The 24,926-nt window shown below is 70.1% G+C and carries 23 protein-coding genes and 1 pseudogene; 11 read left to right on the top strand and 13 right to left on the bottom strand.

What is annotated here, in order from left to right; genetic code table 11:
• Positions 1-24: 24 nt before the first annotated feature.
• The 5 genes from FHX52_RS21410 to xylB all read left to right on the top strand — a co-directional run bounded on the left by FHX52_RS21410 (position 25) and on the right by xylB (position 5,685).
• Positions 25-978, top strand: coding sequence for a carbohydrate ABC transporter permease (locus tag FHX52_RS21410; protein ID WP_141824373.1), 954 nt, complete (start codon positions 25-27; stop codon positions 976-978).
• Positions 975-1,817, top strand: a complete 843-nt coding sequence (locus FHX52_RS21405; protein WP_141824372.1) for a carbohydrate ABC transporter permease — start codon at positions 975-977, stop codon at positions 1,815-1,817. Before FHX52_RS21410 ends, FHX52_RS21405 begins: the two co-directional genes overlap by 4 nt.
• Positions 1,814-2,635, top strand: coding sequence for an SDR family oxidoreductase (locus tag FHX52_RS21400; RefSeq protein ID WP_246070310.1), 822 nt, complete (start codon positions 1,814-1,816; stop codon positions 2,633-2,635). Before FHX52_RS21405 ends, FHX52_RS21400 begins: the two co-directional genes overlap by 4 nt.
• A gap of 111 nt (positions 2,636-2,746) precedes the next feature.
• A complete protein-coding gene (locus FHX52_RS21395; RefSeq protein WP_141824371.1) occupies positions 2,747-4,267 on the top strand; it encodes a mannitol dehydrogenase family protein in 1,521 nt (506 codons plus the stop codon).
• A complete protein-coding gene (gene xylB / locus FHX52_RS21390; RefSeq protein WP_141824370.1) occupies positions 4,264-5,685 on the top strand; it encodes a xylulokinase in 1,422 nt (473 codons plus the stop codon). Before FHX52_RS21395 ends, xylB begins: the two co-directional genes overlap by 4 nt.
• Before the next feature lie 126 nt (positions 5,686-5,811).
• Here xylB and FHX52_RS21385 read toward each other — a convergent pair whose 3' ends face one another.
• The 10 genes from FHX52_RS21385 to FHX52_RS21340 all read right to left on the bottom strand — a co-directional run bounded on the left by FHX52_RS21385 (position 5,812) and on the right by FHX52_RS21340 (position 15,685).
• Entirely contained in the window at positions 5,812-6,525 is a 714-nt protein-coding gene (locus FHX52_RS21385; RefSeq protein WP_141824369.1) for a hypothetical protein, read from the bottom strand.
• Between the two features lie 131 nt (positions 6,526-6,656).
• Positions 6,657-7,037 carry an SHOCT domain-containing protein gene (locus FHX52_RS21380; protein WP_185747417.1) on the bottom strand — a complete coding sequence of 127 codons (381 nt, stop codon included), beginning with the start codon at positions 7,035-7,037 and terminating at the stop codon, positions 6,657-6,659.
• 138 nt (positions 7,038-7,175) lie between these two features.
• Positions 7,176-7,886 carry a flavodoxin family protein gene (locus FHX52_RS21375; protein ID WP_141824368.1) on the bottom strand — a complete coding sequence of 237 codons (711 nt, stop codon included), beginning with the start codon at positions 7,884-7,886 and terminating at the stop codon, positions 7,176-7,178.
• A gap of 113 nt (positions 7,887-7,999) precedes the next feature.
• Complete coding sequence (gene argS / locus FHX52_RS21370) at positions 8,000-9,760, bottom strand: arginine--tRNA ligase (RefSeq protein WP_141824367.1); 1,761 nt, start codon at positions 9,758-9,760, stop codon at positions 8,000-8,002.
• Between the two features lie 140 nt (positions 9,761-9,900).
• The gene (locus FHX52_RS21365) at positions 9,901-11,391 is read right to left on the bottom strand and encodes a sunset domain-containing protein (RefSeq protein WP_141824366.1); all 1,491 of its coding nucleotides are present in this window, start codon (positions 11,389-11,391) and stop codon (positions 9,901-9,903) included.
• Positions 11,392-11,528: 137 nt separating this feature from the next.
• A complete protein-coding gene (locus FHX52_RS21360) occupies positions 11,529-13,172 on the bottom strand; it encodes an AMP-binding protein (protein WP_141824365.1) in 1,644 nt (547 codons plus the stop codon).
• Between the two features lie 131 nt (positions 13,173-13,303).
• Positions 13,304-14,233, bottom strand: a complete 930-nt coding sequence (locus tag FHX52_RS21355) for an alpha/beta fold hydrolase (RefSeq protein WP_246070309.1) — start codon at positions 14,231-14,233, stop codon at positions 13,304-13,306.
• A 152-nt stretch (positions 14,234-14,385) separates the two neighbouring features.
• Positions 14,386-14,622 (bottom strand): hypothetical protein, encoded by a 237-nt coding sequence (locus FHX52_RS21350; protein WP_141824364.1) that lies wholly within the window; start codon positions 14,620-14,622, stop codon positions 14,386-14,388.
• On the bottom strand, positions 14,619-15,434 hold the full coding sequence (locus FHX52_RS21345; RefSeq protein WP_246070308.1) for a sigma-70 family RNA polymerase sigma factor: 816 nt from the start codon (positions 15,432-15,434) through the stop codon (positions 14,619-14,621). The genes FHX52_RS21350 and FHX52_RS21345 overlap by 4 nt, the downstream gene beginning before the upstream one ends.
• The gene (locus tag FHX52_RS21340) at positions 15,431-15,685 is read right to left on the bottom strand and encodes a hypothetical protein (RefSeq protein WP_141824363.1); all 255 of its coding nucleotides are present in this window, start codon (positions 15,683-15,685) and stop codon (positions 15,431-15,433) included. The genes FHX52_RS21345 and FHX52_RS21340 overlap by 4 nt, the downstream gene beginning before the upstream one ends.
• 162 nt (positions 15,686-15,847) lie before the next feature.
• Between FHX52_RS21340 and FHX52_RS21335 the strand changes: the two genes are divergently transcribed.
• The 4 genes and pseudogenes from FHX52_RS21335 to folE all read left to right on the top strand — a co-directional run bounded on the left by FHX52_RS21335 (position 15,848) and on the right by folE (position 17,890).
• Positions 15,848-16,309, top strand: coding sequence for a hypothetical protein (locus FHX52_RS21335; RefSeq protein ID WP_342777982.1), 462 nt, complete (start codon positions 15,848-15,850; stop codon positions 16,307-16,309).
• Positions 16,310-16,311: 2 nt separating this feature from the next.
• Positions 16,312-16,461, top strand: a pseudogene (locus FHX52_RS24615) (patatin-like phospholipase family protein); the annotation flags it as partial.
• A gap of 38 nt (positions 16,462-16,499) precedes the next feature.
• Complete coding sequence (locus FHX52_RS21325) at positions 16,500-17,234, top strand: patatin-like phospholipase family protein (RefSeq protein ID WP_281288048.1); 735 nt, start codon at positions 16,500-16,502, stop codon at positions 17,232-17,234.
• Positions 17,235-17,275: 41 nt separating this feature from the next.
• On the top strand, positions 17,276-17,890 hold the full coding sequence (folE, locus tag FHX52_RS21320; protein WP_281288054.1) for a GTP cyclohydrolase I: 615 nt from the start codon (positions 17,276-17,278) through the stop codon (positions 17,888-17,890).
• Positions 17,891-17,965: 75 nt separating this feature from the next.
• Here the strand turns inward: folE and FHX52_RS21315 are convergent, their stop codons facing one another.
• The 3 genes from FHX52_RS21315 to FHX52_RS21305 all read right to left on the bottom strand — a co-directional run bounded on the left by FHX52_RS21315 (position 17,966) and on the right by FHX52_RS21305 (position 22,634).
• Positions 17,966-18,931: an AfsR/SARP family transcriptional regulator gene (locus FHX52_RS21315; RefSeq protein ID WP_185747416.1), complete on the bottom strand. Its 966-nt coding sequence runs from the start codon at positions 18,929-18,931 to the stop codon at positions 17,966-17,968.
• A gap of 256 nt (positions 18,932-19,187) precedes the next feature.
• The gene (locus FHX52_RS21310) at positions 19,188-20,330 is read right to left on the bottom strand and encodes a hypothetical protein (protein WP_141824358.1); all 1,143 of its coding nucleotides are present in this window, start codon (positions 20,328-20,330) and stop codon (positions 19,188-19,190) included.
• Between the two features lie 81 nt (positions 20,331-20,411).
• Positions 20,412-22,634 (bottom strand): multicopper oxidase family protein, encoded by a 2,223-nt coding sequence (locus FHX52_RS21305; protein WP_141824357.1) that lies wholly within the window; start codon positions 22,632-22,634, stop codon positions 20,412-20,414.
• Between the two features lie 279 nt (positions 22,635-22,913).
• Here FHX52_RS21305 and FHX52_RS21300 point away from each other — a divergent pair, with 279 nt between their 5' ends.
• The gene (locus FHX52_RS21300) at positions 22,914-23,588 is read left to right on the top strand and encodes a response regulator (protein WP_185747415.1); all 675 of its coding nucleotides are present in this window, start codon (positions 22,914-22,916) and stop codon (positions 23,586-23,588) included.
• The gene (locus tag FHX52_RS21295) at positions 23,581-24,921 is read left to right on the top strand and encodes a sensor histidine kinase (protein WP_246070307.1); all 1,341 of its coding nucleotides are present in this window, start codon (positions 23,581-23,583) and stop codon (positions 24,919-24,921) included. Before FHX52_RS21300 ends, FHX52_RS21295 begins: the two co-directional genes overlap by 8 nt.
• The last annotated feature ends 5 nt before the right edge of the window (positions 24,922-24,926 follow it).

Here is a 24,926-nt window from a genome sequence, read left to right as displayed (position 1 = left end):
CGAGCCGCACAAGGAAGTGCCGACATGACCGCCACCACGACCACCCCACAACCAGCCGAGCTCGAGGACGTCAAGGCCGCCACCGCGACGGACAAGCGGCGCGTGCAGAAGAAGGAGCTCTGGCGCAACCGGAGCCTGCTGCTGCCGGCCGTCATCTTCCTCATCCTGCTGACCCAGATCCCGTTCCTCACGACCATCGGGTTCTCACTGACGAAGTGGAACCTGCTCTACCCCAACGACCGCGCCTTCGCGGGGTTCGACAACTACACCAGCGCGCTCACCTCCGGCGACCTGTGGCCCTCGATCCGCGCCACGGTGCTCATCACGGCCTTCTCGGTGACCTTGGCCGTTCTCTTCGGTCTGCTCTTCGCCGTCCTGCTCGACCGCCAGTTCCGCGGTCGCGCCCTGGCCCGGACCCTGATGATCACGCCCTTCCTCATCATGCCGGCAGCCGCCTCGCTCATCTGGAAGTACTCGATGTTCGACACCAACATCGGGATGATCAACTGGGTCCTCCAGTCCCTGCACCTGCCGGTCGTCGCGTGGAGCACCGAGCACCCGATGGCCACGGTCGTCATCGTGCTGACCTGGCAGTTCACGCCGTTCATGATGCTCATCCTGCTGGCCGGTCTGCAGGGCCAGGACAAGGGCATCCTCGAGGCCGCCCAGGTCGACGGGGCCGGCGCCTGGCGGACCTTCACCTGGATCACGCTGCCCCACCTGCGGATGTACGTCGAGATCGGCGTGCTCCTGGGGTCGGTCATCATCCTCCAGGTCTTCGACCCGATCGCCATCCTCACCAAGGGAACCGGCGGCACGAAGACCCTCGCCTACCTCCTCTACGAGCGGGCCTTCATCGGCCTCGACGTCGGGCAGGCGGCGGCATACGGCGTCGTGACCGTCATCCTCACGATCATCGTCGCGACCATCGCTCTCAAGAGCGTCTTCAAGGTCTTCATGGCAGGAGGAAGCCGATGAACGGCTCCAGCACCACCACCAGGTCGAGCCGATCGGCCCGAGGTGCCCTCACGACCCTCGTCACGTGGGTCCTCGTGCTCCTCTTCTTCTTCCCGGTCTTCTGGATGGTCCTCAACGGGTTCAAGCCGGAGTCGCTCGCGTCGTCCGTCGACCCGACGTTCATCTTCAAGCCCGTCACGGAGGGCTACCAGCTCGCGATGGACCGCGGGATGGCCGGCTACCTCCAGAACTCGCTGACCGCCGCCGTCATCGCGACGATCATCTCGGTGGTTCTGGCCATCCCGGCCGCCTACGCCCTGTCGATCCGGCGGGTCAACAACGTCGAGAACTCCCTCTCGTTCTTCATCTCGACCCGCTTCATGCCGCTCGCGGCGATCGTCCTGCCGCTCTTCATGATCTTAAAGACCGTGGGGCTTCTCGACAACATCTACATGCTCGCCGTCGTCTACGGCGCCATGAACCTGCCGGTGACGGTGTGGATGATGCGCTCGTTCTTCCTCGAGGTCCCGTTCGAGATCATCGAGGCGGCCAGGGTGGACGGGGCCGGCATGTTCCGCGAGATCGTGCGGATCGTCCTGCCGCTGGTCCTCCCCGGGGTGGCGGCCGCAGCCCTCATCAGCTTCATCTTCGCGTGGAACGAGTACTTCCTCGCGCTGCTGCTGACGAGCTCGTCGGCTCGCACGACGCCGCCGTTCCTCGGCAGCTTCGTCGACGGCCGAGGCCAGTTCCTCGCCGTCCTCTCCGCCGCGGCGACCATCGCCGCACTGCCCGTCATCATCGCCGGTTGGGCCGCGCAGAAGCAGCTCGTCCGCGGCCTATCGATGGGCGCCATCAAGTGAGCGGCACTGGCGCGCAGGCCCGGCCGGCCACCGGCCGGGCAGGTGACCCGGCAGTCGACCGGGCCACCAGCCGGGCAGTCGACCGGAGCCGAAGCCTCGCGGACACGGTGGTCGTCGTCACCGGGGCGGGCGGCAGCATCGGGGGTGCGATCGCCCGGCTCGTCCTCGAGGCCGGCGGCCGCGTCGTCGCCGGCGACCTCCGGCCCGACGCGCTGGCCCCGCTCCGCGACGCGTGGGGCGAGGACCGCTTGGCCGTCGGCCTCGGCGACGTCAGGGACGAGGCCACGGCGGACGCGCTCGTCGCTGCGGGAGTGCAGGCCTTCGGGCGGGTCGACTCCGTCGTCGCCAACGCGGCCGTCGGCTTCTACGGTGGCGTCCTCGACTACTCGGCGGACGATGTCTCGCTCATGGTGGACGTCAACGTCAAGGGAACCGTGTGGCTCGCCCGGGCCGCGGTGCGCCAGTTCCGCACCCAGGGCGACGGCGGCGACATCGTCATCCTCGGCTCCGTCGCCGGCCTCCTCATCGGGGGCGGTCAGGAGGCGGTCTACGCGGCGACGAAGGCCGCCCAGATCAACCTCGGCTACGCGCTCGACCGCGAGCTGCGTTCCGAGGGGATCCGCACGACCACGATCGCACCGGCCGGCGTCAACACCCCCTTCGCCGCGGCCGACGGGCGCTTCGGCGACCGGGACCCGTCCGAGGGCGACTTCCTCGAACCGGAGGACATCGCCCAGGCCGTCGCCTACACCCTGCGACAGCCACGCCGGATGCGGACCGAGCTGTGGACGATGTGGAGCCTCTGCGAGTCGCACTGACCGAGTCGCACTGACGACCGTCAGACGACGACGCGTCGACACCCGCCTCGCCCGGTGGCCGCACGGCGCGCCACCCCTGCCTTCGAGACCTCCGAGAGGACACACCCGATCATGACCACCACCGACGCCCCGGCGTCATCGACGCCGATCCCGTTGTCGCAGAGCACGTATGCCGCCCTCCCGCGCGAAGTGGGCCGGCCGGCATACGACCGGGCGGAGGTCACTGCGAGCATCGTGCACTTCGGCGTGGGTGGCTTCCACCGAGCCCACCAGGCGATGTACGTCGACCGCCTCCTGAACGACGGGCTGGCCCTCGACTGGGGGATCTGCGGCGTGGGCGCTCTGCCCCAGGACCGGCGGATCGTCGACACGATGTCGGCGCAGGACGGCCTCTACACGCTCGTCGTCAAGCACCCCGACGGGCACCGCGAGGCACGCATCATCGGCAGCATCGTCGAGATGATGTTCGCCCCGGACGACCCTCAGGCCGTCGTCGACCGGCTCGCGGACCCCCGGACCCGCATCGTCTCGCTGACCATCACCGAGGGCGGCTACCTCGTCAACCAGGTGACCGGCGAGTTCGACGCCGACGACCCGGCGATCGTGGCCGACCTCGCAGAGGGTGCCGTGCCGGCCACCGTCTTCGGCTACGTCGTCGCAGGGCTCGCCGCCCGACGCGATGCCGGCCTGGCCCCCTTCACCGTCATGTCGTGCGACAACCTGCCGGGCAACGGCGATGTCGCTCGGAAGATGATGACGGCCTTCGCGCGGCTCAAGGACCCCTCCCTCGCGGACTGGATGGACGAGCACGTGTCGTTCCCCAACTGCATGGTCGACCGGATCACCCCGGTGACGGCACAGGAGGACATCGAGCTGCTCGCCGACGAGTTCGGGGTCGCGGACGGGTGGCCCGTCGTCTGCGAGCCGTTCACGCAGTGGGTCCTCGAGGACCACTTCACCGACGGGCGGCCGCCCCTCGAGGAGGCCGGCGTGCAGCTCGTCGACGACGTCGTGCCCTACGAGCTGATGAAGCTGCGCCTGCTCAACGCGAGCCACCAGGCGCTCTGCTACCTCGGCTACCTCGCGGGCTACCGCTACGCGCACGAGGTGTGCCAGGACCCGCTCTTCGTGGACTTCCTGCTCGGCTACATGGAGCGCGAGGGCTCGCCCACGCTGCCCGAGGTGCCCGGGGTCGACCTCGACGCCTACCGCCATGAGCTCATCGAGCGCTTCGCCAACCCGGAGGTGCGCGACACGCTCGCGCGCCTGTGCGCCGAGAGCTCGGACCGCATCCCCAAGTGGCTCGTCCCCGTCATCAACCGCAACCTCGCCACGGGTGGCGAGATCGACCGGTCGGCCCTGGTCGTCGCCTCGTGGGCGCGCTACGCCGAGGGGGTCGACGAGCAGGGCGAGCCGATCGACATCGTCGACCGGGTGAAGGGCAGGGTCACGGCTGCCGCGGCCCGCCAGCGAGAGGGCGACGACCTCGCCTTCCTCCGGGACCGCGACCTCTTCGGTGACCTCGTCGACGACGAGCGGTTCAAGACGGTGTATCGCGATGCGCTCGCTGCCTTGCACGAACAGGGCGCTCGGGAGACCCTTCAGGCATGGAGCGCACGGAACACACCATGACCGATGACCTGACCCTCGTGGCAGGAGTCGACAGCTCGACCCAGTCGACCAAGATCGTGGTGTGCGACGCCGCGACGGGCCAGGTCGTGCGCACCGCGCGGGCCCCGCATCCCGATGCCACGGAGGTCGACCCCGAGCGCTGGTGGGAGGCCTACGAGCAGGCGAGCGGAGACGGCATCCTCGACGGGGTCTCGGCCATCGCCGTCGGCGGCCAGCAGCACGGCATGGTCACGCTCGACGAGCACGACGCGGTCGTGCGCGACGCCCTGCTCTGGAACGACACGCGCAGCGCAGGCGCTGCCGCCGATCTCACCGCCGAGCTGGGTGGCACCGCGGCCTGGGTGGACGCTGTCGGCCTCGTGCCGGTCGCGAGCTTCACCGTGACCAAGCTGCGCTGGTTCGCCCAGCACGAGCCGGAGCTCGCCGCCCGCGCCGCCGGGGTCGTGCTCCCCCACGACTGGCTGACAGGCCGGATCCTCAAGCAGGGCAACGGTTTCCAGCGGTGGACGACCGACCGGGGCGATGCGTCCGGCACCGGCTACTGGTCGGCCGGCACGAACGACTACCGGCTCGACCTGCTCAAGACCGCCTTCGGCCGCGAGCTCGCGGTCCCCGAGGTGCTCGCACCGTCAGCCGCTGCCGGGCACACCGACAGCGGGCTGCTCGTCGCGGCCGGCACGGGCGACAACATGGGCGCGGCTCTGGGCCTGACGCTGAGCCCCGGTGACGTCGTCGTCTCGCTCGGCACGAGTGGCACGGTCTTCACGCCGCACGACTCGGCGATCCGTGACGAGACCGGCGCCATCGCCGGCTTCGCCGACGCGACCGGCCGACACCTGCCGCTCATGTGCACCCTCAACGCCGCCCGCGTGCTCGGCGCGGCGGCGACGATGATCGGCGTCGACCTCGGCGAGTTCGACCGGCTCGCTCTCGCAGCCGATCCCGGCGCCGGCGGCCTCACGTTGCTGCCCTATCTCGACGGCGAGCGCACGCCCGACCTGCCCGATGCCACCGGCACGCTGAGCGGCCTCACCCGATCGAACGCCACGCCGGAGAACCTCGCCCGGGCCGCCGTCGAGGGCATGCTGTGCAACCTCGTGAACGGCGTGGACGCCCTGCGCCGTCACGGCGTCGCGGTCGAGCGGGTGCTGCTCATCGGCGGCGCCGCGGCGTCCCGGGCGGTCCGCGAGATCGCGCCCGGGCTCTTCCGTGCCCCCATTGTCGTGCCCGCGCCCGGCGAGTACGTCGGCATCGGTGCGGCGCGCCAGGCCGCGTGGGCCCTCTCGGGTGAGAGTGCGCCGCCGACCTGGCAGCTCGAGGTCGACTCGGAGTATGCCGTCCCCTCGGGTCAGGAGGCCGCCGCGGCCGACGTCGTGGCTCGTTACCAGGCGCTCGTCGCCTCGACGCACGGCGCCTGAGCAACCCCGCTCGAGTGGCCCCGCAACACCACTCGAGTGGCCCTGTAACCCCATGCGCAAGCCGTGTCCCGGCGGCGGCGCCTGTGACGACGCGACCACTCGAACGGTAAGTCGTCAGAGGAGCCGTCAGACGCCAAAGGTGAGGACGAAGAACAACAGGAACATGAAGGTCGATCGACCGGGGGCGCGCCAGCCCATCCCAGGGCCCCGCTCCACTCCGGGCGGCGGACCCGACACGAGCAGGTAGATCGGCACGGCGACGATCGCGGCGGGACTGACCAGCAACCAGAACCAGCCCCACCGTGTGGCCCACCATGGCTCCGGCCCGAAGATCATGAGCAGCACCGTTGCGCCCCAGAGGAGCATCGTCGCCGGCCCCATCCAGTCGGGGAGGCTCCAGCCCGCGACGACCGGACCCGTCATGGCGGGCAGGTCGCCCGTGACGACGCTCAGGGAGCCGCTCGGATCGGCCGCGACGAGGTGCGAGCGCACGTCACCGACGGTGCGCTCACCGCTCGAGGCGTCGCTCGCGTCCTGTCCCGCGTCACTCAGCTGCAGAACCGTGGCGGTGTGATCGGGGGCGCCTTCCTCCCACTGGAGGGTCACCGCGCTGTAGCCCGTCGCCCCCGGCGGTAGACCCCCGTCGACGGTCACCTCGGTCACTCTGCCCGTCTGGATGGCGCTCGTGAGGTCACTCAACGTCGCACTGCGACTCCCGAGGCCGACCGCGCAGAAGACGAGACCGCCGAGGACTGCAAGGAGCGCGAAGCGCACGCGTGCTGACGTGACCACGACAAGCGCGGCCCTGGCCCGCGTCTCGATCGTCTGGACCCCCGTCATGGCCACACCGTAGGGGGCAGCACGCCCACCCGCCAGCCGAATCGGCTCCGGCGCGCCACTCGTGACATGCCGCAAGCCCGTCCCCACGCTGACGTGGTGACGGGCTCGCGGCGACGTTCAGAGCTGGGCGCTCAGGCGAGGGCCTTCGCCTTGAGGGCGGCGAACTCCTCGGCGGTGATAGCGCCCGAGTCGAGCAGCTCCTTGGCCTTGGCGATCTGCTCCGGGCCTGAGGCGCCGGAGCCGGCGACCGACCGGACGTACTCGTCCTGCGCCTGACGAGCCGAGGTGATTGCCGCCGCCGTGCGCTCGGACATGCCGCGACCGCGGATGATGAGGTAGAGCAGCAGGGTGAGGAACGGCAGGAAGATCAGCGCGATGATCCACACCGCCTTGATCCACCCCGACACGGAGTCGTCACGGAAGAGGTCGCCGATGACCTGGAAGATGACCATGAGGTAGGCCATGAAGGCAAAGAAGATGAAGATGAACCACACGATTTCCCAGAACGACACGGGACAGCAACCTTTCTCGGAGGACACGCGGAACCCCGTCGCAGGGGCCCGCTGACACCAGTGTCCCCAACCGTCAACGCCCACCGCATCATCCGTAACGGGTGATGCGACCCGCACCCGACCGACGGGTCGGGCCGCTCAGCGGTACTCGGGGTTGTGCCAGCCGAAGTGCTCCCCTGCGTTCCACTCGGAGCGCTGGTTGCCCTGTGCGGGAATGCCGCCCGCGTCACGCAGCAGCCTGGCGAGGTGCATGAGGTTCCACGTCATGAAGGTCGTGTTGCGGTTGGTGAAGTCGTTCTCGGGGCCGCCGCTGCCGGGGTCGAGGTAGGACGGGCCCGGGCCGGCCTCGCCGATCCAGCCGGCGTCGGCGTTGGGCGGGATCGTGTAGCCGACGTGCTGGAGGCTGTAGAGGACGTTCTGGGCGCAGTGCTTGATGCCGTCCTCGTTGCCGGTGATGAGGCACCCGGCGACCCGGCCGTAGAAGAGGTACTGCCCCTTGTCGTTGAGCATTCCGCTGAGGGAGTAGATGCGCTCGATGAAGCGCTTCGTCACGCTCGAGTTGTCACCGAGCCAGATCGGTCCGGCGACGACGAGGATCTGGCTCTCGAGGATCCCGGGGTAGAGCTCGGGCCACGCATCGGTCTCCCACCCGTGCTCGCGCATGTCGGGGTAGACACCCGTGGCGACGTCGTGGTCGATGAGCCGGATGACGTCGACGACCACGCCGTGCTCGCCCATGATCGCCGCGCTGGCGTCGACGAGGCCCTGGGTGTGGCTGACCTCGGGGCTCTTCTTCAGGGTGCAGTTGACGTAGGTGGCTCGAAGGCCGCTGAAGTCCCAGTCGCTCATGGCTCGACTGTCCTCCGTCGGCACAGGCCCGGCAATCCCCCGGGCTCGGTCGAGGAGCACGAGGACACCGCGCCGGTATGCCGTGTGGCCGGGTCACGCTCCGGCCGCACGGTTCACATCTGGTCGGGGGCCTCGAGACCGAGCAGGTCGAGACCTGTCGTCATGACGCGGAAGACGACCACGCAGAGCGACAGCCGCGACTCGCGCACGGCATCTGTATCGGCCTTGAGCACCGGGCAGTTCTCGTAGAACGCCGAGAACGACTGCGCAAGCTCGAAGAGGTAGGCGCACAGCCGATGCGGCTCGTACTCGTCACCCACCTCGGCCACGACGTCGCCGAAGCCGAGCAGGTGCAGGGCGAGGGCACGCTCTTGTGGCTCGCCGACGAGGATCGGCGCGTGCTGCTCGGCCGGGTCCATCGCGACCTGGCGGAAGATCGAGCGGATCCGGGCGACGACGTACTGCAGGTACGGGCCGGTGTTGCCGGTCAGCGCGACCATGCGGTCGAGGTCGAAGACGTACTCGCTGTTGTGCGCGACGGACAGGTCGGCATACTTCACCGCGCCGATGCCGATCTGGCGGGCGATGGTCGCCTTGACCTCGTCGTCGAGGTCGGGCCGCGCCTCGTCGATGACGGCGCGGGCCTTCTCGACGGCCTCGTCGAGCAGCATCATGAGCCGCAGCGGCTTGCCGGAGCGGGTCTTGAGGATCTTGCGGTCCTCGCCGAGCACGTTGCCGATCTGCACGTGCACGGGAACGACGTCGTCGGGCAGCCAGCCGGCCTTGCGCGCGGTGTCCCACACCATGTTGAGGTGCAGCGCCTGCGGCGCCCCGATGACGTAGAGCACGCGGTGCGCCTTGAGGTCGTGCACCCGGTAGCGGATCGTCGCGAGGTCGGTCGTCGCGTAGCCGTAGCCGCCGTCGGACTTGCGGATGATGAGCGGCACGGGCTTGCCCTCGCGGCCGGTGTAGCCGTCGAGGAAGACACAGAGAGCGCCGTCGGACATCGTCGCGATGCCCGCCGCCTCGAGCTCGTCGCAGAGCGACCCGAGCACCGCGTTGTAGGTCGACTCGCCCGCGAGGTCGAGGTCGGTCAGGGTGATGCCGAGGGTGGAGTAGACCTTGTTGAAGTACGTCTTCGAGAGGTCGACGAGCTCCTGCCAGAGGGCGAGCGTGTCGGGGTCGCCGGCCTGGAGGGAAACGACCCGCGTGCGCGCCCGGGTGTTGAAATCGCCAGCGCTGCCTGCCGGCTCGGCCTTCTCGGCGAGATCGAACTTGACCCGCGCGGCCTGGTAGAAGGCGTTGGGGTCGGTGACGAGCAGCTCGGCCTCGGCGGAGTCCTTGCCGACGTCGAGGAGGTGCTCGATGAGCATCCCGAACGGGGTGCCCCAGTCGCCGATGTGGTTCTGCCGCACGACGTTGTGGCCAAGGTGCTCGAGGGTGCGGGCCAGCGCGTCGCCGACGACCGTCGTGCGCAGGTGACCGACGTGCATCTCCTTGGCCACGTTGGGCGCGGAGTAGTCGATGGGGATGTTCTCGCGCTCCTGGAGCGGCACCCCGGTGCGCTCGTCGGCGGCGACCTCCTGCAGGAGCGAGGCGAGCCAGGCATTCGAGAAAGTGAGGTTGATGAAGCCCGGGCCGCTCACCTCGACGGCATCGCACACGCCGTCGACGTCAAGCGCGTCGACAATCTTCGCGGCGACCTCGCGCGGCGGCATACCGACCCGCTTGGCGAGCGCGAGCGCGGCGTTGACCTGCACGTCGGCGAACTGCGACGGGCGCAGCACCGGGTCGGCCTCGCGATACTCGTCGCCGAGTGCGGCGGCGATCGCGGACTGGACCCTGGGCGTGAGCGCGACGAGCGGTGAAACCATGCGGGCAAGTCTAGGTGCGGCCCGACGGTCGTCGCGCCGCCGTTTCCCGCTGGGGGGTGCGCGAGCACGCACGACGACGGGCAGGTCGCGTGTGGCGACCTGCCCGTCGAGGTGTGGACGGCCCCGCTGGGGCCGCGCGCCTACTCGCCGTGCCTGCGGAAGCCGGCGCGGCGCGCCGACTCCTCGTTGTAGAACCAGACGTCGGGCTGCGCGTCGTCGTAGCCCTCCTCGCCGGGCAGCAGGAAGGTGCTGCCGTCGCGGCTCGCCTTGACGTCGTGACCGAGCGGCTGGACGCCGTCGGGCAAGGGCGCGGCCGACCCGATGCCGAAGCCGCCGTCGACGACCTCCTCGAAGGACGAGACCCGCGGCCCCGACTGCTGCGGCTCGTCGTGGGCCGATTCGGGTGCGGCGTCGTGAACCGCGTCAGGTGCGTCGTCGGCGGCGGAGTCACCGGAGTCGGCGGTGCCGCCGTCGATCTCGGTCTCCGTCGACGGGTCCATGCGCGATCCCAGGGCGCCCTCGGTCGCCGGGCCCTCCTCCGCACCGGTCTCCGCACCGGTGTCCGAGTCGGTCTCCGAGTCGGTTTCCGAGTCGGTTTCCGAGTCGGTCTCGGCCTCCGGTGCCGGCGTGCCCGAGGTCGTCGCCCACGGCTGGCCCCGGTGGTCGCCGGGGTCGTCGCCGGGAGTGCCCTTGTCGCTCAGGTACTCGTCGCGGTCCTCGAGTGCAGGCACCGAGACGGTCTCCTCGGTGTGGTCGCGCACGAGCAGCCCATGGTCGTCGTACTCCGGCTCCACCGGCCCCTCGTCAGCGTCAGTGGTCGGCGAGGCGGGCGCCTCGCGGGGCTCGCTCGTCGTGTCTGCCTCTGCGCCAGTGGATTCGGCGTCGCTCGCGGTCTCGTCGCGGGTGGTCGTGTCGTCGTTGCTCACGTCGTCCCTGCTCTCGTGGGGGGTGCGGTCAACGGTGTCCGTACCCACCGTCGAGTCCTCCCACGCGGCGTCCGTCGAGGCGTCAGCCGTCTCCGCGCTCTCGTGAGCAACGTTCGTGGCGAAGGGGTTCTCCGCGTCGGCGAGGTCAGGCTCGTCGTCGTCGCGCAGGAACGGCGCCGAGGCTGCGGCGGCGGCGCCGGTCGCCACGACGGGAGCAGCGCCGTCGCGCTCCTTCCCGGGCAGGCGCTGCCCCGACTCGTCGAGCCGGTAGCCCTCGTCGTCGGTGCGCACGTCGGGGTCGATGAGGTCGGCGTTGCGCTCGAGCTCGACGAGCGAGGACTGGGCGGCCTCGGCCTCAGCGGCGTGCTTCTGGGCGTGTCCCTCCAGCCGGCGCGCCTCGGCGGCCTGCTGCTGCGCCTGCTCCTCGAGCGCTCGGGCCTCGGCGGCCTTGCGTTCGGCCTCGGCTGCGGTGCGCTCCGCCTCGGTGCGGGCGTCAGCTGCGATCGCCCCCGTCACCGAGGCGCGGTCCGCGGTCTCCTGCAGGTGCGGGGCGTGTTCGTCGATGCGGGCCCGCAGCTCGCCTGCCTCGAAACGCCGGTGCTCCAGCTCACGACGCTTCCTCGCGTTCATGAAGAGACTGATGATCACAGCGACGACGACAACGACGACGACGATCGCCAGGATCAGCTTGGTGGTGTCCGACATTCCATTCCCTTCGGATGGGCGGTCCTCACGACCCCTTCCCCCGAAACCTACTGCCCGGGAGCCTTCCCCGGCACGGCGGCACCGCACCGGTTCGCCTGGGTCCATACCCAGAGCCCGGCGCACCGCACGTGTCGACCTCAGACGAGACCGAGACGCTCGGCCGTCACCTCCCGCATCTCGACCTTGCGGATCTTGCCCGTCACCGTCATCGGGAACTCCTCGACGATCTCGACGTAGCGCGGGATCTTGTAGTGGGCGAGCTGACCGGTGCAGAACTCGCGCAGCGACTCGGCGGTGAGCGGGGTCGCGCCGTCCTTCATCCGGATCCACGCGCAGAGCTCCTCGCCGTACTTCGCGTCCGGGACGCCGATCACCTGCGCGTCGAGGATGTCGGGGTGGGTGTAGAGGAACTCCTCGATCTCGCGCGGATAGACGTTCTCTCCGCCGCGGATGACCATGTCCTTGATGCGGCCGGTGATCTCGACGTAGCCGTCGTCGTGCATGACCCCGATGTCGCCCGTGTGCATCCACCCGTCCTCGATGGCCTCGGCCGTCTTGTCGGGCTGCTCCCAGTAGCCGAGCATGACGGAGTAGCCCTTCGTCATGAACTCACCGGCCCTGCCCCTCGGCAGCGTCTCGCCCGTCACCGGGTCGGCGATCTTGATCTCGAGGTGCGGCCCGACGCGCCCGACCGTGCCGACCTTCTGGTCGAAGGTGTCGTCGGTGCGGTTCTGCGTCGACACCGGCGAGGTCTCGGTCATGCCGTAGCAGATCGTCATCTCCTCGATGCCCGAGGCGATGAGCTTCTTCATCAGCTCTGCGGGACAAGGGGATCCGGCCATGATGCCGGTGCGCACCGTCGACAGGTCGTAGTCCGCGAAGTCCGGCAGGTTCCACTCCGCGATGAACATCGTCGGGACGCCGTAGAGCGAGGTGACCTTCTCGTCCTGCGTCGCACGCAGCGTCGCCGCCGGGTCGAACCCGGGGGCCGGGATCACCATGCAGGCGCCGTGGGTCGTGCAGGCGAGGTTGCCCATGACCATGCCGAAGCAGTGGTAGAACGGCACCGGGATGCAGACCCGGTCGGCCTCCGTGTAGTCGCAGAGCTCTCCGACGAAGTAGCCGTTGTTGAGGATGTTGCGGTGGCTGAGCGTCGCGCCCTTCGGGAATCCCGTTGTGCCAGAGGTGTACTGGATGTTGATCGGGTCGGTGTTCTTGAGCCCCGCCTGTATGCCGCCCAGCTCGCTCTCCGACACCTCGTCGGCGTGGGTGAGCAGGTCGTCCCAGTCGGACGTGCCGATGTAGATGACGCGCTCGAGCCCCTCGACCTCGTCACGCACCTCGTCGACCATCTGGCGGTAGCTGCTCGACTTGAACGACTCGGCCGAGATCAGCGTCGAGATGCCGGCCTGGCCGAGGACGTACTGCAGCTCGTGGGACCGGTAGCTGGGGTTGATGTTGACGAGGATCGCCCCCATCTTCGCGGTCGCGTACTGCACGAGCGTCCACTCGGAGCAGTTGGGGGCCCAGATGCCCACCCGGTCACCGGTCCTGACCCCGACGGCCAGCAGGGCGCGAGCGAGCCGGTCGACGTCAGCCCGCAGCTCGGCATACGTCCATCGGCGGCCCTGGGCCACGTCGACGAGCGCCTCGCGGTCACCGAAGCGCCGCACGGTGTCGTCGAAGTTGTCGCCGATCGTCTGCTCGATGAGGGCTGGCTCGGACTCGCCACGGGTGTGCGAGAGGGTCGGGTCGAGGGTCTCGAGCGGAGCGTCGGTCATCGTGGCCTCTCGGGCGTGCGTCGGTGAACGGACAGGACAGTCTCCCCACACCCAACTCCGGGGTCGGTGCTGGCGCAAGGGAGAGTGACGGAAGTGGAGCGAACTCACATCCGCCGGTGGCCCGCGTCCCGTCAGGTCGTGCCCGGCAGGTGCTCCCCGCGGTGGATCTCGTAGGCCCGGGCCTGGCCCGGCGAGTTCGGGTCGTCGACGATCGGCTGGTCCGTCATGAACTGCCGGATGACGTTGGAGAGCTCGCCCGGGTGGCTGAAGTTGATGGCGTGCGCCGCACCGTCGATGACGACGAGCAGCACCGAGTTGGCCGTGCGCCCGGCAACCTCCTTCACGCGCGTGGGCCCGGGCATCAGCGGGTCCGACCTGCCGATCACGACGAGGGTGGGCACGTCGATCTCGAGCAGTCGGTCGAGCGCGGGGAACTGCGTGAGGGCGCGGAAGAGCCGCATCGTGCTCGGCACGCCGAACCGCAGGTAGTCGGGCACCGCCACCTTGATGAGGCTCGGGGGCTCGCGCACGGAGTCGATCATCAGCTGCCCGAGTGCCTTGCCGAGCGGCTGGTTGTGCAGGCCCCCGGCGGGGGCGACGAGGACCGCCCGGTCGAGTCGATCCGGGTGGTGGTGGGCGAACTCGCAGATGACCGCGCAGCCCATCGAGTTGCCGACCATCGTCGTCGTGGCCACCTGCCGCTCATCGAGGAAGGAGGCCGCGGCGTGAGCCAGCCCCTCGACCCCGAGCGGGCTGGGGCTGCGGCCGCTCCGGCCGAACCCGGGCAGGTCGGGCACGAGCGTGTGGAAGTCGTCTGCGAGCAGCTCGGCCGTCGGCACGAGGTAGCTGCCGGAGAGGCCGAAGCCGTGCAGGTGCGTCATCGTGGCGCCCCCGGGCGGCCCGGGCGACTCGCGGTAGTGCAGCTTGACCCCCTCGACCGTGGTCCAGCGCTGAGCCAGGGCCGAAGGCCGGGCTGGTTTGCGCCGGAGCGTCAGTCGCCGACGCCTCGCGGCCGGTGCCGTCGCGCCGGTGTCGCCGGCCTCAACAGTGTCGTCAGGCACCTCGGGACCCCTCCCTCTCGGATCACCCGATCCTCCCCCTCACCGCCTGGCCCGAGCGTCACCCGACAAGGGTGACCGACCACCCACGCCACCCTCCGGACACACTCCTCGGACGGCATACGGCCTCGGAACCGCTCTCGCGTGGCGAGTCGTCACGCGCGCAGCAGGTCGATGAGCGACCGGGCCTCCTCGTCGCAGGCTGCGCAGCCGCGCAGGTGGGTGTCCATCGCCTCGTCCACGTGGGCCGGGTCGGCGACGGTCGCCTCCGCATAGGTGTCCATCCGCTCGAAGCACTCCTCGCAGGAGAGCCACGGCGTCGTGTCCCGGAGGAGGGTGTCGACGGCGTCCGGCGGGAGCACTGGCTCTCGTGGCTGGCGTGGGGCGCTCATCGGACACCTCCCGTATGCGTCGTGGGGGCCTCGGAGTAGTCGGCGTTCGCGGGTGCCGGGCCAGGTCCGCCGCCCCTCGACCTGGCGGGCCGCGTCGGTAGGTATCCCCTGGCCGTGAGCTCGACGCGCAGGCGCACCCGAACGTGGTGGAGGGTCTTGTAGAGCGCACCACGCGTCGTGCCCAGCCGATCGGCAAGCACGTCGATCGGCACGCCGTCGACGAGCAGCGCCACGGCCACCCGGCGCTGGTAGGGCGTGAGGACCTCGCGCATGGCGGCCGCCACGGCGCGCGAGAGGTCGGCCCCCTCGGCGTGGCTCTCGGGGTCGTCGTGTGCGGACGCGCGGGGCTCGTCGAGGTCGCGCCACTGCACCTCGCGGTGCTGCCACTGCACGCGCCGCACCTCGGTCGCGGCCTGGAGGATGGCGAACTTGAAGGCCCAGGTGGTGAAGCGGCTGCGGCCCTCGAAGGAGTCCAGCTTGCCGAGCAGGGCAGTCATGGCCTCGTCAGCCGCTTGGTTGACGATGATCTCGACGGTGCCGGGCGAGGGGTCCGGCAGGGCGGAACGCATCCGCCACACCTGGTGGGCAGCGGCGCGGACCATCAGGGCGTGGAGCCGGCGCAGAGCCTCGGCGTGCTCGGCCCCCGCACCGTGGAGGGCCGCCACCCAGTCCATCGGGTCCGGCTCGTCGTGGCGACCGCAGACCGGGGCGCCGGGCGGCAGGGCCGCCGCACCGGGCGGCAGGGCCGCGGCGCCGCGGTGGGGCCGGGACGGTGCCGCCGCGCGCGGCTCGTCCCGGCTGAGGGCGGTCATCGGCCCGCCTCGGGGACGTCCCCGTCGAGGGGCCACAGGATTCGCGCGGCGAGCTCGGGTGGGCAGCCGGCATCGACGAGCCCGAGCAGCTCGTGGAGGTCGACCCGCATACGGGCGAGCGTGTCGGCGAGGGCGGGCCCGAAGCCTGCCTCTCGGAGCCGGCACGACCGCCACTCGACGACGTCGAGAGGAGGGCCTGCCGAGCGGCAACCTGCGGTGGGGGCCGTCGTACGGCTCGGATGGGTGATCATGCCCTGTTTGCCGCGGGCGGGGCCCCCGGTCTTACCGGATCCACCGCCCTCGGTAAGACGTGTGCCTCCGGATGGCGCCAACACACCGTCAGCGTCCCACCCCTTCGCCTCGCTGTCCGGCGAGCGGCGGTCGGACACCCGGTCACTCGTCCAGGAGGACACATGGTCACCACAGCCAGCCACCACTCGATGCAGGACACCCGGCAGAGCGCCCGACGTCTCAAGGGAGACCCGACGTTCCAGGCGTATGCCGTCCTGCGGGGTGCATTCGTCATCGCCCCCATCGTCTTCGGCCTCGACAAGTTCACCAACCTCCTCGTGCACTGGGACCAGTACCTCGCCCCCGTGCTGTCGCAGGCGCTGCCCGTCTCACCCCACCAGGCGATGTATGCCGTCGGCGTCGTCGAGGTCGTCGCCGGCCTCCTCGTGGCCGTCCACCCGCGGTTCGGCGCCCTGGTCGTCGCGGCCTGGCTCGGCGGGATCATCCTCAACCTGCTGCTGCTGCACGGCTTCTACGATGTCGCGCTGCGCGACCTCGGCCTGCTGCTGTCGGCGGTTGCCTTGCAGCGCTTGGCAACTCGCTTCGACCCGCGGCCGACCCTCTGGCCTCTGCACCGGGTCTGACCGTGGTCACGGCGTTCGTGCTGACGGGTGGCGGCAGTCTCGGTGCCGTGCAGGTCGGTATGTTGACGGCCTTGCACGAGCACGGGATCGAGCCCGACCTGCTGGTCGGCACGTCCGTCGGGGCGGTCAACGCGGCATACCTCGGCGGTCCGGGCAGCACGACGGAACGGCTGCGGGCGCTGACGATGCTGTGGCGAGGGATGCGCCGGCAGGACGTCTTCGCCATCGACCCGCGCCGTTGGTTCGCGGCCGCTCGCGGCGCCGCGCCCCGTCGCTGTTCTCCGGGATGGCGTTGCGGCGGCTGCTGGCGCGCCACCTCGGCTACGAGTTCCTCGACGACGCGCGCATCCCCGTCCAGGTCACCGCAACGGACCTCGTGACGGGCCGCGGGCTGGTCATCAGGCACGGTCCGGTCAGCACGGCGGTGCGGGCCAGCGCCGCAGTGCCCGGCGTGCTGCCGCCGGTGGCCCATGAGGGCAGGACGCTGGTCGACGGCGCGATCGGCGAGCTGGACCTGCTCGTGCGCACGGCGACGCAGGGCGTGTCCGACATATACCTGCTGCCGGCGGGCTACCCGTGCGCGGGTGCTCGGCCGACCTCGGCCCTCGGCACCGCCTTGACGGCCCTCAGCCTGCTCCTGCACCGCCAGCTCGCCGCCGAGGTGCGGGGCTACACCGCCCCCGCCCGGCTGCACCTCATCCCACCTCTGTGCCCGCTCGCGGTCTCCCCGGCGGACTTCAGCCAGACGTCGACCCTCATGACGCGAGCGCACGAGAGCGCGAGCCATTGGCTGGCGACGACGCCGGACGTCGATGACCCGAGGACGCTCCGTCTCCACGCGCACCGCACGCCCGCTCCCCTCTCGGACCCCCGTGCTCCGCATGCGCTGTCAGCCGGGGCCCACACCCAGGAAGGACTCATCTGATGAACCCGTCGTCCACCTCGTCGCACCCGTCCCCGACCGTCCTGCCACCCAGGCCTCACCACACTCGCCAGCCGTGGAACGGGACCGGTGCGGTCGGTGAACCAGACCTGGAGCGGGCGGCCACAGGGGCGCGAATCCTCTTGGAGGCGTTGGGCATCGACGTGCACAGCGAGGCCATGATGCGCACTCCGGAGCGGATGGCTGCCTCCCTTCTGGAGATGACCAGCCCACGACCCTTCCACCTGACGACCTTCCCCAACGACGGGAACTACGACGAGCTCATCCTCGCCAAGAGCATCCCCCTCCGCTCTCTGTGCGAGCACCACATGTTGCCGTTCGTCGGCACCGCGCACATCGGCTACCTCCCCGGAGAGCGCATTCTCGGGCTGTCAAAGCTGGCAAGGGTGCTCGAGCACTTCGCGTCACGTCCGCAAGTGCAGGAGCGGCTCACGGTTCAGATCGCCGACTGGCTGAGCGCCCAGCTGTCCGCCGCCGGGGTCGGTGTCGTGATCGAGGCTGAGCACCTGTGCATGACGCTTCGCAGGGTGCAGGCACCGGGCACGACGACGATCACATCGAGCCTGCTGGGCGTGATGCGCGAGGACCCCCGCACCAGGGCAGAGTTTCTCGCCCTGACCAGAGTCCCCCGGTACTGACGTGACGCGTCGGGACGACGATCGCTCCTGCCCGACGTCGGCCCGAAGCTGCGAGGGGCGCCGTCGTCGGGGCGCTCACGCCGACAGGCGCGACGGGTGCTCGGTGTGCCTTCTGGCCATCGAGAGGAAGCGCTCCAGCAGCCGCCAGTCCTCCTCGACATCTCCGGCGTCAGCCCGGTCGACCCCGGGGCCGGTCGGCTCCGTCGTGGGCTCGGCAGGCGAGGAGACCGCGAGGTGCAGCCGGACCACGGCGTCCATGAGTGCCGCCAGGGGGTCGTCGTCGACCTGCTTCGCGCGCTCGAGGAGCCGGCCGAAGGCCTCACGGACACCGGGCCCGGGGGTGCATCCGAGCTCGCCTGCGAGCAGGCGTCGGCACTCGTCGTAGGCGCGCAGGCCGTCGGCGTAGAGGCCGCGGCGCTCGCAGCACTCGAGGACCACGCGCCAGGCCGGCTCGTCGTAGGGGTCCATGGAGATCGCTGCTCGGGCCCAGCGGTGGGCCCGACCGAGGTCTCCGACCTCCAGGGCGACAGCGGCTGCATCGGTGAGGACCTGCAGCAGCTCGCCGTCCAGCTCCTCGCGTGCCTGCTCGATCCAGTCGACGTCCTCCTCGGGCAGCAGCGCGCCGGTCAGCGCGTCGATGGCTCCCGCATAGGCGAGCACGGCCTCCTCGGCCACGGCGGAGCGGGCCGTGAGGCCCAGCCTGCGGAAGCGGTGCACGTCGACGTCCAGGAACGCCAGGTCGGCCAGGTATCCGCCGGGCACCGTGCGAACCGCGTTCTCCAGGCCCGGCGCCAGGCCCTCGAGCCGCTTCCGCAGCAGGCTGACGTACCCCTCGAGCGTGCTGAGAGCCCCGGCCGGCGGTGAACCTCCCCACAGCAGCCGCACGAGACTCGCCTTGCACACGGCCTGCTCGGGGTGGAGCAGCAGCGCGACGAGGATCTGCCGCGGCTTCGCCCCGCCCAGCTGTCGGGGACCCACGGTCGTGCCGCCGACCGACACCGACAGGCTCCGGCAGAGCGTCACCTGTGCGCGTGGGCGCACGTCAGCCTGCGCGCGCGGGCGCGCAGCATGCTGTGCCCCGAAGTGCGTGGGCACCTCCACCTGCGAGGTTCCGGCGCCCCCGCCGGATGCCCTCGCCCACTCCTCTTGCATTGACTTCGTCATGTCAACCCTCCCGTGACCCCACCATGGTGCGCGTGAGGGACGGGATGACTCGACCACCACCTGCGGGGACGCGGGACCCGAAGATTGGGGGTCGGCGGCCGCGTCACTTCGCGAACAAACCGCGAGTCGTCTGCTAGCCGCCGGTCGTGCCGGAGTCGGCCATGCTCGACGTCTGGACGACGTCGAACCAGCCCGGCTGGGTGGCCGCCACCCCCATCACCAGCACGGCCAGCACCGCGACCACCGCGAGGCGGCTCAGGTGCTCCGGCCCGCGGTCACGGGTCCGCACGGCCGGTGCTGCACGCAGGAGGACCATGGCAAGGCCCAGCCCCACAAGCTCAAGGACGCCGGCGCAGACATCGGGCACGCCGACCGGCTCGGGCACGCCTGCACCGGGTCCGATCGGCAGCCCCCAGAGCCTGGTCCAGACCCAGAGCAGGAGCGTCGCGAGAGAGCCGGCGATCACAAGAAGCAGGACGACGCGGCCGGGCCTTCGCATCACGAGGCCCGCAGCCGCCAGCTGCGCAGCCGCCAGGGCGATGAAGAACAGCCCCGCTGCCAGCCACTCGTCGACGTGCTCCGGCACGACCAGGACGTGGATGAGTGCGCTGCCGACCAGAGCCAGCGCGAGGAGCCTTCGGAGCTCGACGTGTCCATCCGCAGCCGCGCGCGGCGGGCGCCCCCAGCGCACCGCGTCGAGACGGCCTCCCCGGAACATCGTCACCCACGAGAGGACCCCGAGGTTGGTGACAAGCAGGAGTGCCGCGCCCAGACCTGTGGCCCGCACCTGGAGCCACAACGTGTCATGCCGCAACCGCTCGATGCAGTCCGCGCGGCAGTCCCCGCGCATCGACGCCATCATCTGCACCTGCTCGGACTGCACGTGGTAGTCGGAGGCTGCGCCCGCCGCGATGGCGGCGACCCCGACGAGGGTCCCGGCCACGACGACGAGGAGTCCGACGACGGCCAGGCTCGGCCGAGACCGGCCCCGGAGCCTCGACCACTCCAGCGCCAGTGCGAGCGCGCCGATCACCGCGCAGACGTAGACGGGGATCAGGACGCTCGACTCGCGCCACCAGGTGGCGAACGGGCCCTGGCCGCGGCCTACGGCACCGACCGCACCGCGAAGCGAGGTGACCCAGAAGCCGTCCGCGTAGGCGAGCGCGACCGCGAGCGGCAGCACGGTTGCCCACGGCACGGCTGCGCGACGGACCGGCCTCGCGTCAGCGGGGTGGGAAGCTGTCGAGGAGGTGGAGGTTGTCGGGGGTGTGGTCATGACACTGCGCTCCTTGCCATCGGCTGCCGAGGCCGTGCGGTGGCGCCCTTGGTCCGGCGGCCACGACACGGCATACGGCTGCTACGACGTGATCTCCCAGCCGAACATCATGGCGTGGTCCTCGTGGGCCAGGTTGTGGCAGTGGGCCACGTAGGGGCCGACGAAGTCACGGAATCCGCGGTAGACGATGACTGACTCGCTCGGGTCGAGCGCCGTGAGGTCCTCTCGCGACACGTCGTCCGGGTGACCTGCGCTGCCCTTCGTGGCGTCCTTGCCGTTGCGCATGACGACCCGGTGCTCCTCCATGTGGAGGTGGAACGGGTGCACCCATCCCCCGCCGCCGTTGCGAATCTCCCAGAGGTTGAAGCTGTTGACCTTCTGCGAGGCCGGAAGTGCCTTACCTGCAGGGTTTTTCAGGCTCGTTCCGACATGGGTCGGGTCGAAGGGCTGCCCGTTGACGAGCCACTCGACATCCGCTGACGCGCTGCCCCGCTCGACCTCGAAGATGAGGCGGTTCTCGAGCATGCTCTGCCAGTTGCCCGGCAGGGGCGGCAGCTCGCGGAGCAGCTGACCGGGCTGTGGCATGAGGCTGTTGTCCGGAGCGTCGTCGCCGATGACGAACTTCAGCACGGGCACCTTGTACTTCGGGTCCGGCGAGAAGCGCGAGGAGCTCGCCCACATGCGCCCGTCCGGCATCTTCATGACGTTCGTCAGGTAGATGACGTCGCCCTTCGTCGTCGGCGTCCCGTCCTGGTAGCGCGTGAAGTCAATGATGACCTCACGCCGCTTGGCCGGCCACAGCTCGAACGAGTCGCGCGTCAGCGCGAAGGGCAGCAGCCCCCCGTCCGAGGCGATCTGGGTGAACTTCATGCACTGCTGGCCGTCGGGGATGCGGTACTGCCCCTCGAGCTCGTCGCCGCCGTAGCCCAGCGACGCCGAGGACTTCGGGCCCTGCGTCGAGGCCATCAGCTTGAACTCGTAGATGCGGGCGATGGAGGCGTCGAGGAAGCGGAAGCGGTACTTGCGACGCCGCACCTGCATGACGGGGTAGGCCGTGCCGTTGACGGTGAAGATGTCACCGACGAAGCCGTGGTTCGGGAAGTGCTTGTAGAACGTCTTGCCCCACCACTCGGGATGCGTCGCAGGGTTCTTCGCGGCCGGGAACTCCCCCATGCCGTCATGCACGTCCTGGTGCGTCGTGACGCCGTCGTCGAGACGGCAGTCGTAGAACGCGAGGGGCACGTCGTAGTCGACGTCGAACGAGCCGTCGGGGTTGTCCCGGCGGACACCGGGAAGCCGGAGGCCCCGGTTCTCGTCGCCCATGTCCATCCCGTTCTTCGGGTCGTAGATCGGGTAGAGACCGACCATGCCCTTGTAGACGTTGGACCCGGTGTGGTCCATCCGGTGGTCGTGGAACCAGAAGAAGGACTGCTTCTCGCGGTCGTCCCCGCCGGCCGGCCAGTTGAGGTAGAGGTTGTCGCAGAACGTCTTCGGCCCGTAGCCGCTCCACTTCGGCCCGTAGGTCATGCAGTAGTGCGGGTTGCCGTCGCTCTCGGGGGCCGTGTGCCCGTTGTGCAGGTGCGTGAGGAAGGACCAGTCCGGCGCCCCGAAGTCCTGGCGGTCGAGGTTCAGGGGGTTCTCGTCGAGATGGTTCTCGAAGCGCACGAGCACCGGCTTGCCGTACTCGGCGTTGATGCGCGGCCCGGGGAAGGTCCCGTTGAAGCCGTAGATGGTGCTCATCGGCAGCCAGCGCTTCGTGCCGGCGGCGTAGGTGGCGCCGAAGGCGTCGTAAGAGGTCGTCGGCTTGCCGTTGGCGTCGATGGGCAGCACCTGCGACGTCGTGAAGGAGTGCGTGCTCACGCGCAGGTCGATCTTGTAGACCAGAGGGTCGGGGTAGCCGATCTTGCTGGGCCAGATCTGGTGCCGCTCGTTGCCGAACGAGTTCTGCTGGCCGACTCCGGGTCCCGGCGGCTGGGCCCAGGCACTGAAGGTCGAGGCCGCGATCGGCGAGAGCGCCTGCGGGACGGGAAGCGCGTCGGTGAACGGCGAGAGGATGAGGGGGCTGGTGGGGAACGCCTCGACGTAGAAGAGCAGGTCCCCGAGCGTCGTCGAGGACTGGGCGAAGGCACCGTCGGGTGAGAGCAGCCCCCGGTCGGCCAGGAAGGGTGCCCCCAGGCCACGCGCAGCGACCAGGGCGGCGCCGAGGCCGCCGGCTGCCCCGAGCCGCAGAACGGTCCGTCGGTGGACCCCTGCGCTCCCCGACAGGGGCAGCTCCTGCTCCTCCGAGGGTGTGAATGCGTTCATGACATCTCCTCGTATGACTCACACCGAGCCGTGCGCCGCAGGAGGTGCTCGACCGTCCATGTGCGACCGGCTCTGGCTGAACCGTCCGCGGATCGCGGACGTCTTCCATTGGTCGACATGGTGAGGAGCCGGCCTCGGGAGAACCTCGGGGTGCGAGGCCGCGCGCCTCTCCGCAGTGGGCAAATGCGGACAACCAGTCGTCAGAACGCAATTCGCGAGACAGCCCCCATCTCCTGCCTGATACTGAGCGGATCAGATGCTCCCGGGGGGGAGGTGCCTATGGAGACTTCACCATGTCTCGACAGCGAGCAGACATCGGTGCTGATCGTCGACGACCACGGGGTGCTCGCAGACGCCATCGGGCTCGCGATCAACCGCGAGTCGGACATGCACTGCGTCGCCACTGCCGTCAACGGGGCGCAAGCCCGTGCCATGGCCGCGCACTGGAAGCCGGACGTCGTCCTCATGGACGTCCGGCTGGGTGACGACGACGGGATCGAGGTGGCCGCCGACCTGGCACGCGCTGCACCCGACGTGCGCATCATCGTGCTCAGCGCCTTCATCGACCAGACGCTGCTCACCCGGGCGGTCAACGCGGGCGCGTGCGCGCTGCTGCCCAAGGACGGCTCGCTCGACGAGATCCTCGCGGCCGTTCGCTCGTCGACGCGGACGGGCTTCGCGGTCAACCCCGTACTCATGCGCAACCTCGTGCGATCCGGCGAACCGCGGCGAGGACCGCCCGTCCCCCGGCTCACGCCCCGCGAGGAGGACGTCCTGCGCCGGCTCTCCGACGGGGCCGATGCCGTCATGATCGCAAGAGACCTGGGCATCTCGCTCTCGACCTGTCGTGGCTACGTCAAGAGCCTGCTGCGCAAGCTCCACGCGCACTCGCAGCTCGAGGCAGTGGTGACGGCGAGCCGGATCGGGCTCGTGTCAACCACGCCTCGTGACTAGGCTCCGGCTCCGGCGAGGGCATGGGTCGAAACCCATTGCCCGTCAGGCGCTCACGCGGTTCGCGCTGTGGAGTCTCGTCGCGTTCGTCCTCGTCGCCGTGGCCGTCGTCCTCGTGGCTCGCGCGCTCTCTGCCGACATCGCCTTGCACGAGGCGAGCCTGCGCGGAGGGACGTTCGCCCGAAACGTCGCGGCGCCCTTCGTCAACAAGGCAGTTCGGACCGGCGACGCCACGGCCTCCACCGGCCTGGTCACGGTCGTCGAGTCACGGCTTCGCGACGGCTCCATCGTGCACGTGAAGCTCTGGTCCAGTGACGGCAAGGTCATCTGGTCGGACGAGCAGGACCTCATCGGCAGGACCTTCACGATGGACGACGAGATCGTGGCGCTCTTCGGCACGTCGAACGTCGTCGCCGACCTCTCCGACCTGAGCAAGGTGGAGAACATCGAGGAACGGGGGGCGGGCCGGCTCCTCGAGGTCTACGCCGGCGCCGTCGACGCCGACCAGCAACCCGTCGTCATCGAGTCCTACTGGTCGACCGACCGTCTCGACAGCGACCAGAGCCTCATCCTGGGTCGGCTCACGGCCCTCGCCGTGGGTTCGATGCTGATCCTCACTCTCTTCGTCCTGCCGCTCGCCCTCTCCCTCGCTCGCCGGGTCGAACGCGCGCAGGCCGAGCGCAGTGCGATGCTGCGGCACGCGCTGGCGGCGTCCGACCTGGAGCGTCGCCGCATGGCGGAGGACCTCCACGACGGCCTGATCCAGGACCTCAGCGCCCTCGGCTACGCGCTCCCCGTCATCCTCGACGAGCTTCCGCCGGAGGCCCATGAGGCCCGCGAGGTCGTGGAGGTCGTGCGGCCGGCTCTCGCGAAGGACATCGCCTCGCTCCGCGGGCTGGTGACCGACCTCTATCCCGCCGACCCCTCACGCAAGGGCCTGATCGCGGCGCTGGGCGTGCTGTCGACGCGCGCCCACGCGTCAGGCGTCACGGTCGGAGTCGACGTGGCAGCCGAGTTCGACGGTGTGTCGAAGGAGGTGATCCAGCTGAGCTATCGCATTCTGCGAGAAGGACTTCGCAACGTCGTCAAGCATGCCCACGCATCGCGTGCCGACCTTGTCGCTGCAGTCGAGGACGAGAAGGCCGTGGTCACCGTCACCGACGACGGGGTAGGCCCCACTGCAGAGCCGGCAGCCGAGGGACACCTCGGGCTGCGCCTCCTCGAGGACACCCTCGCCGACATCGGAGGAGAGCTGTCACTGGAGGACCGTGACGGGGGCGGCACCCGGCTCGTGGCCCGGTTCCCGCTGAGCTTCTCGAGCGACTGGCAACCCTGAGCCCA

Source organism: Humibacillus xanthopallidus, assembly GCF_006717145.1.
Taxonomy (GTDB): domain Bacteria; phylum Actinomycetota; class Actinomycetes; order Actinomycetales; family Dermatophilaceae; genus Humibacillus; species Humibacillus xanthopallidus.
The sequence above is the reverse complement of the archived record's forward strand: the minus strand, read 5'-3'. Positions and strand labels throughout refer to the sequence as shown.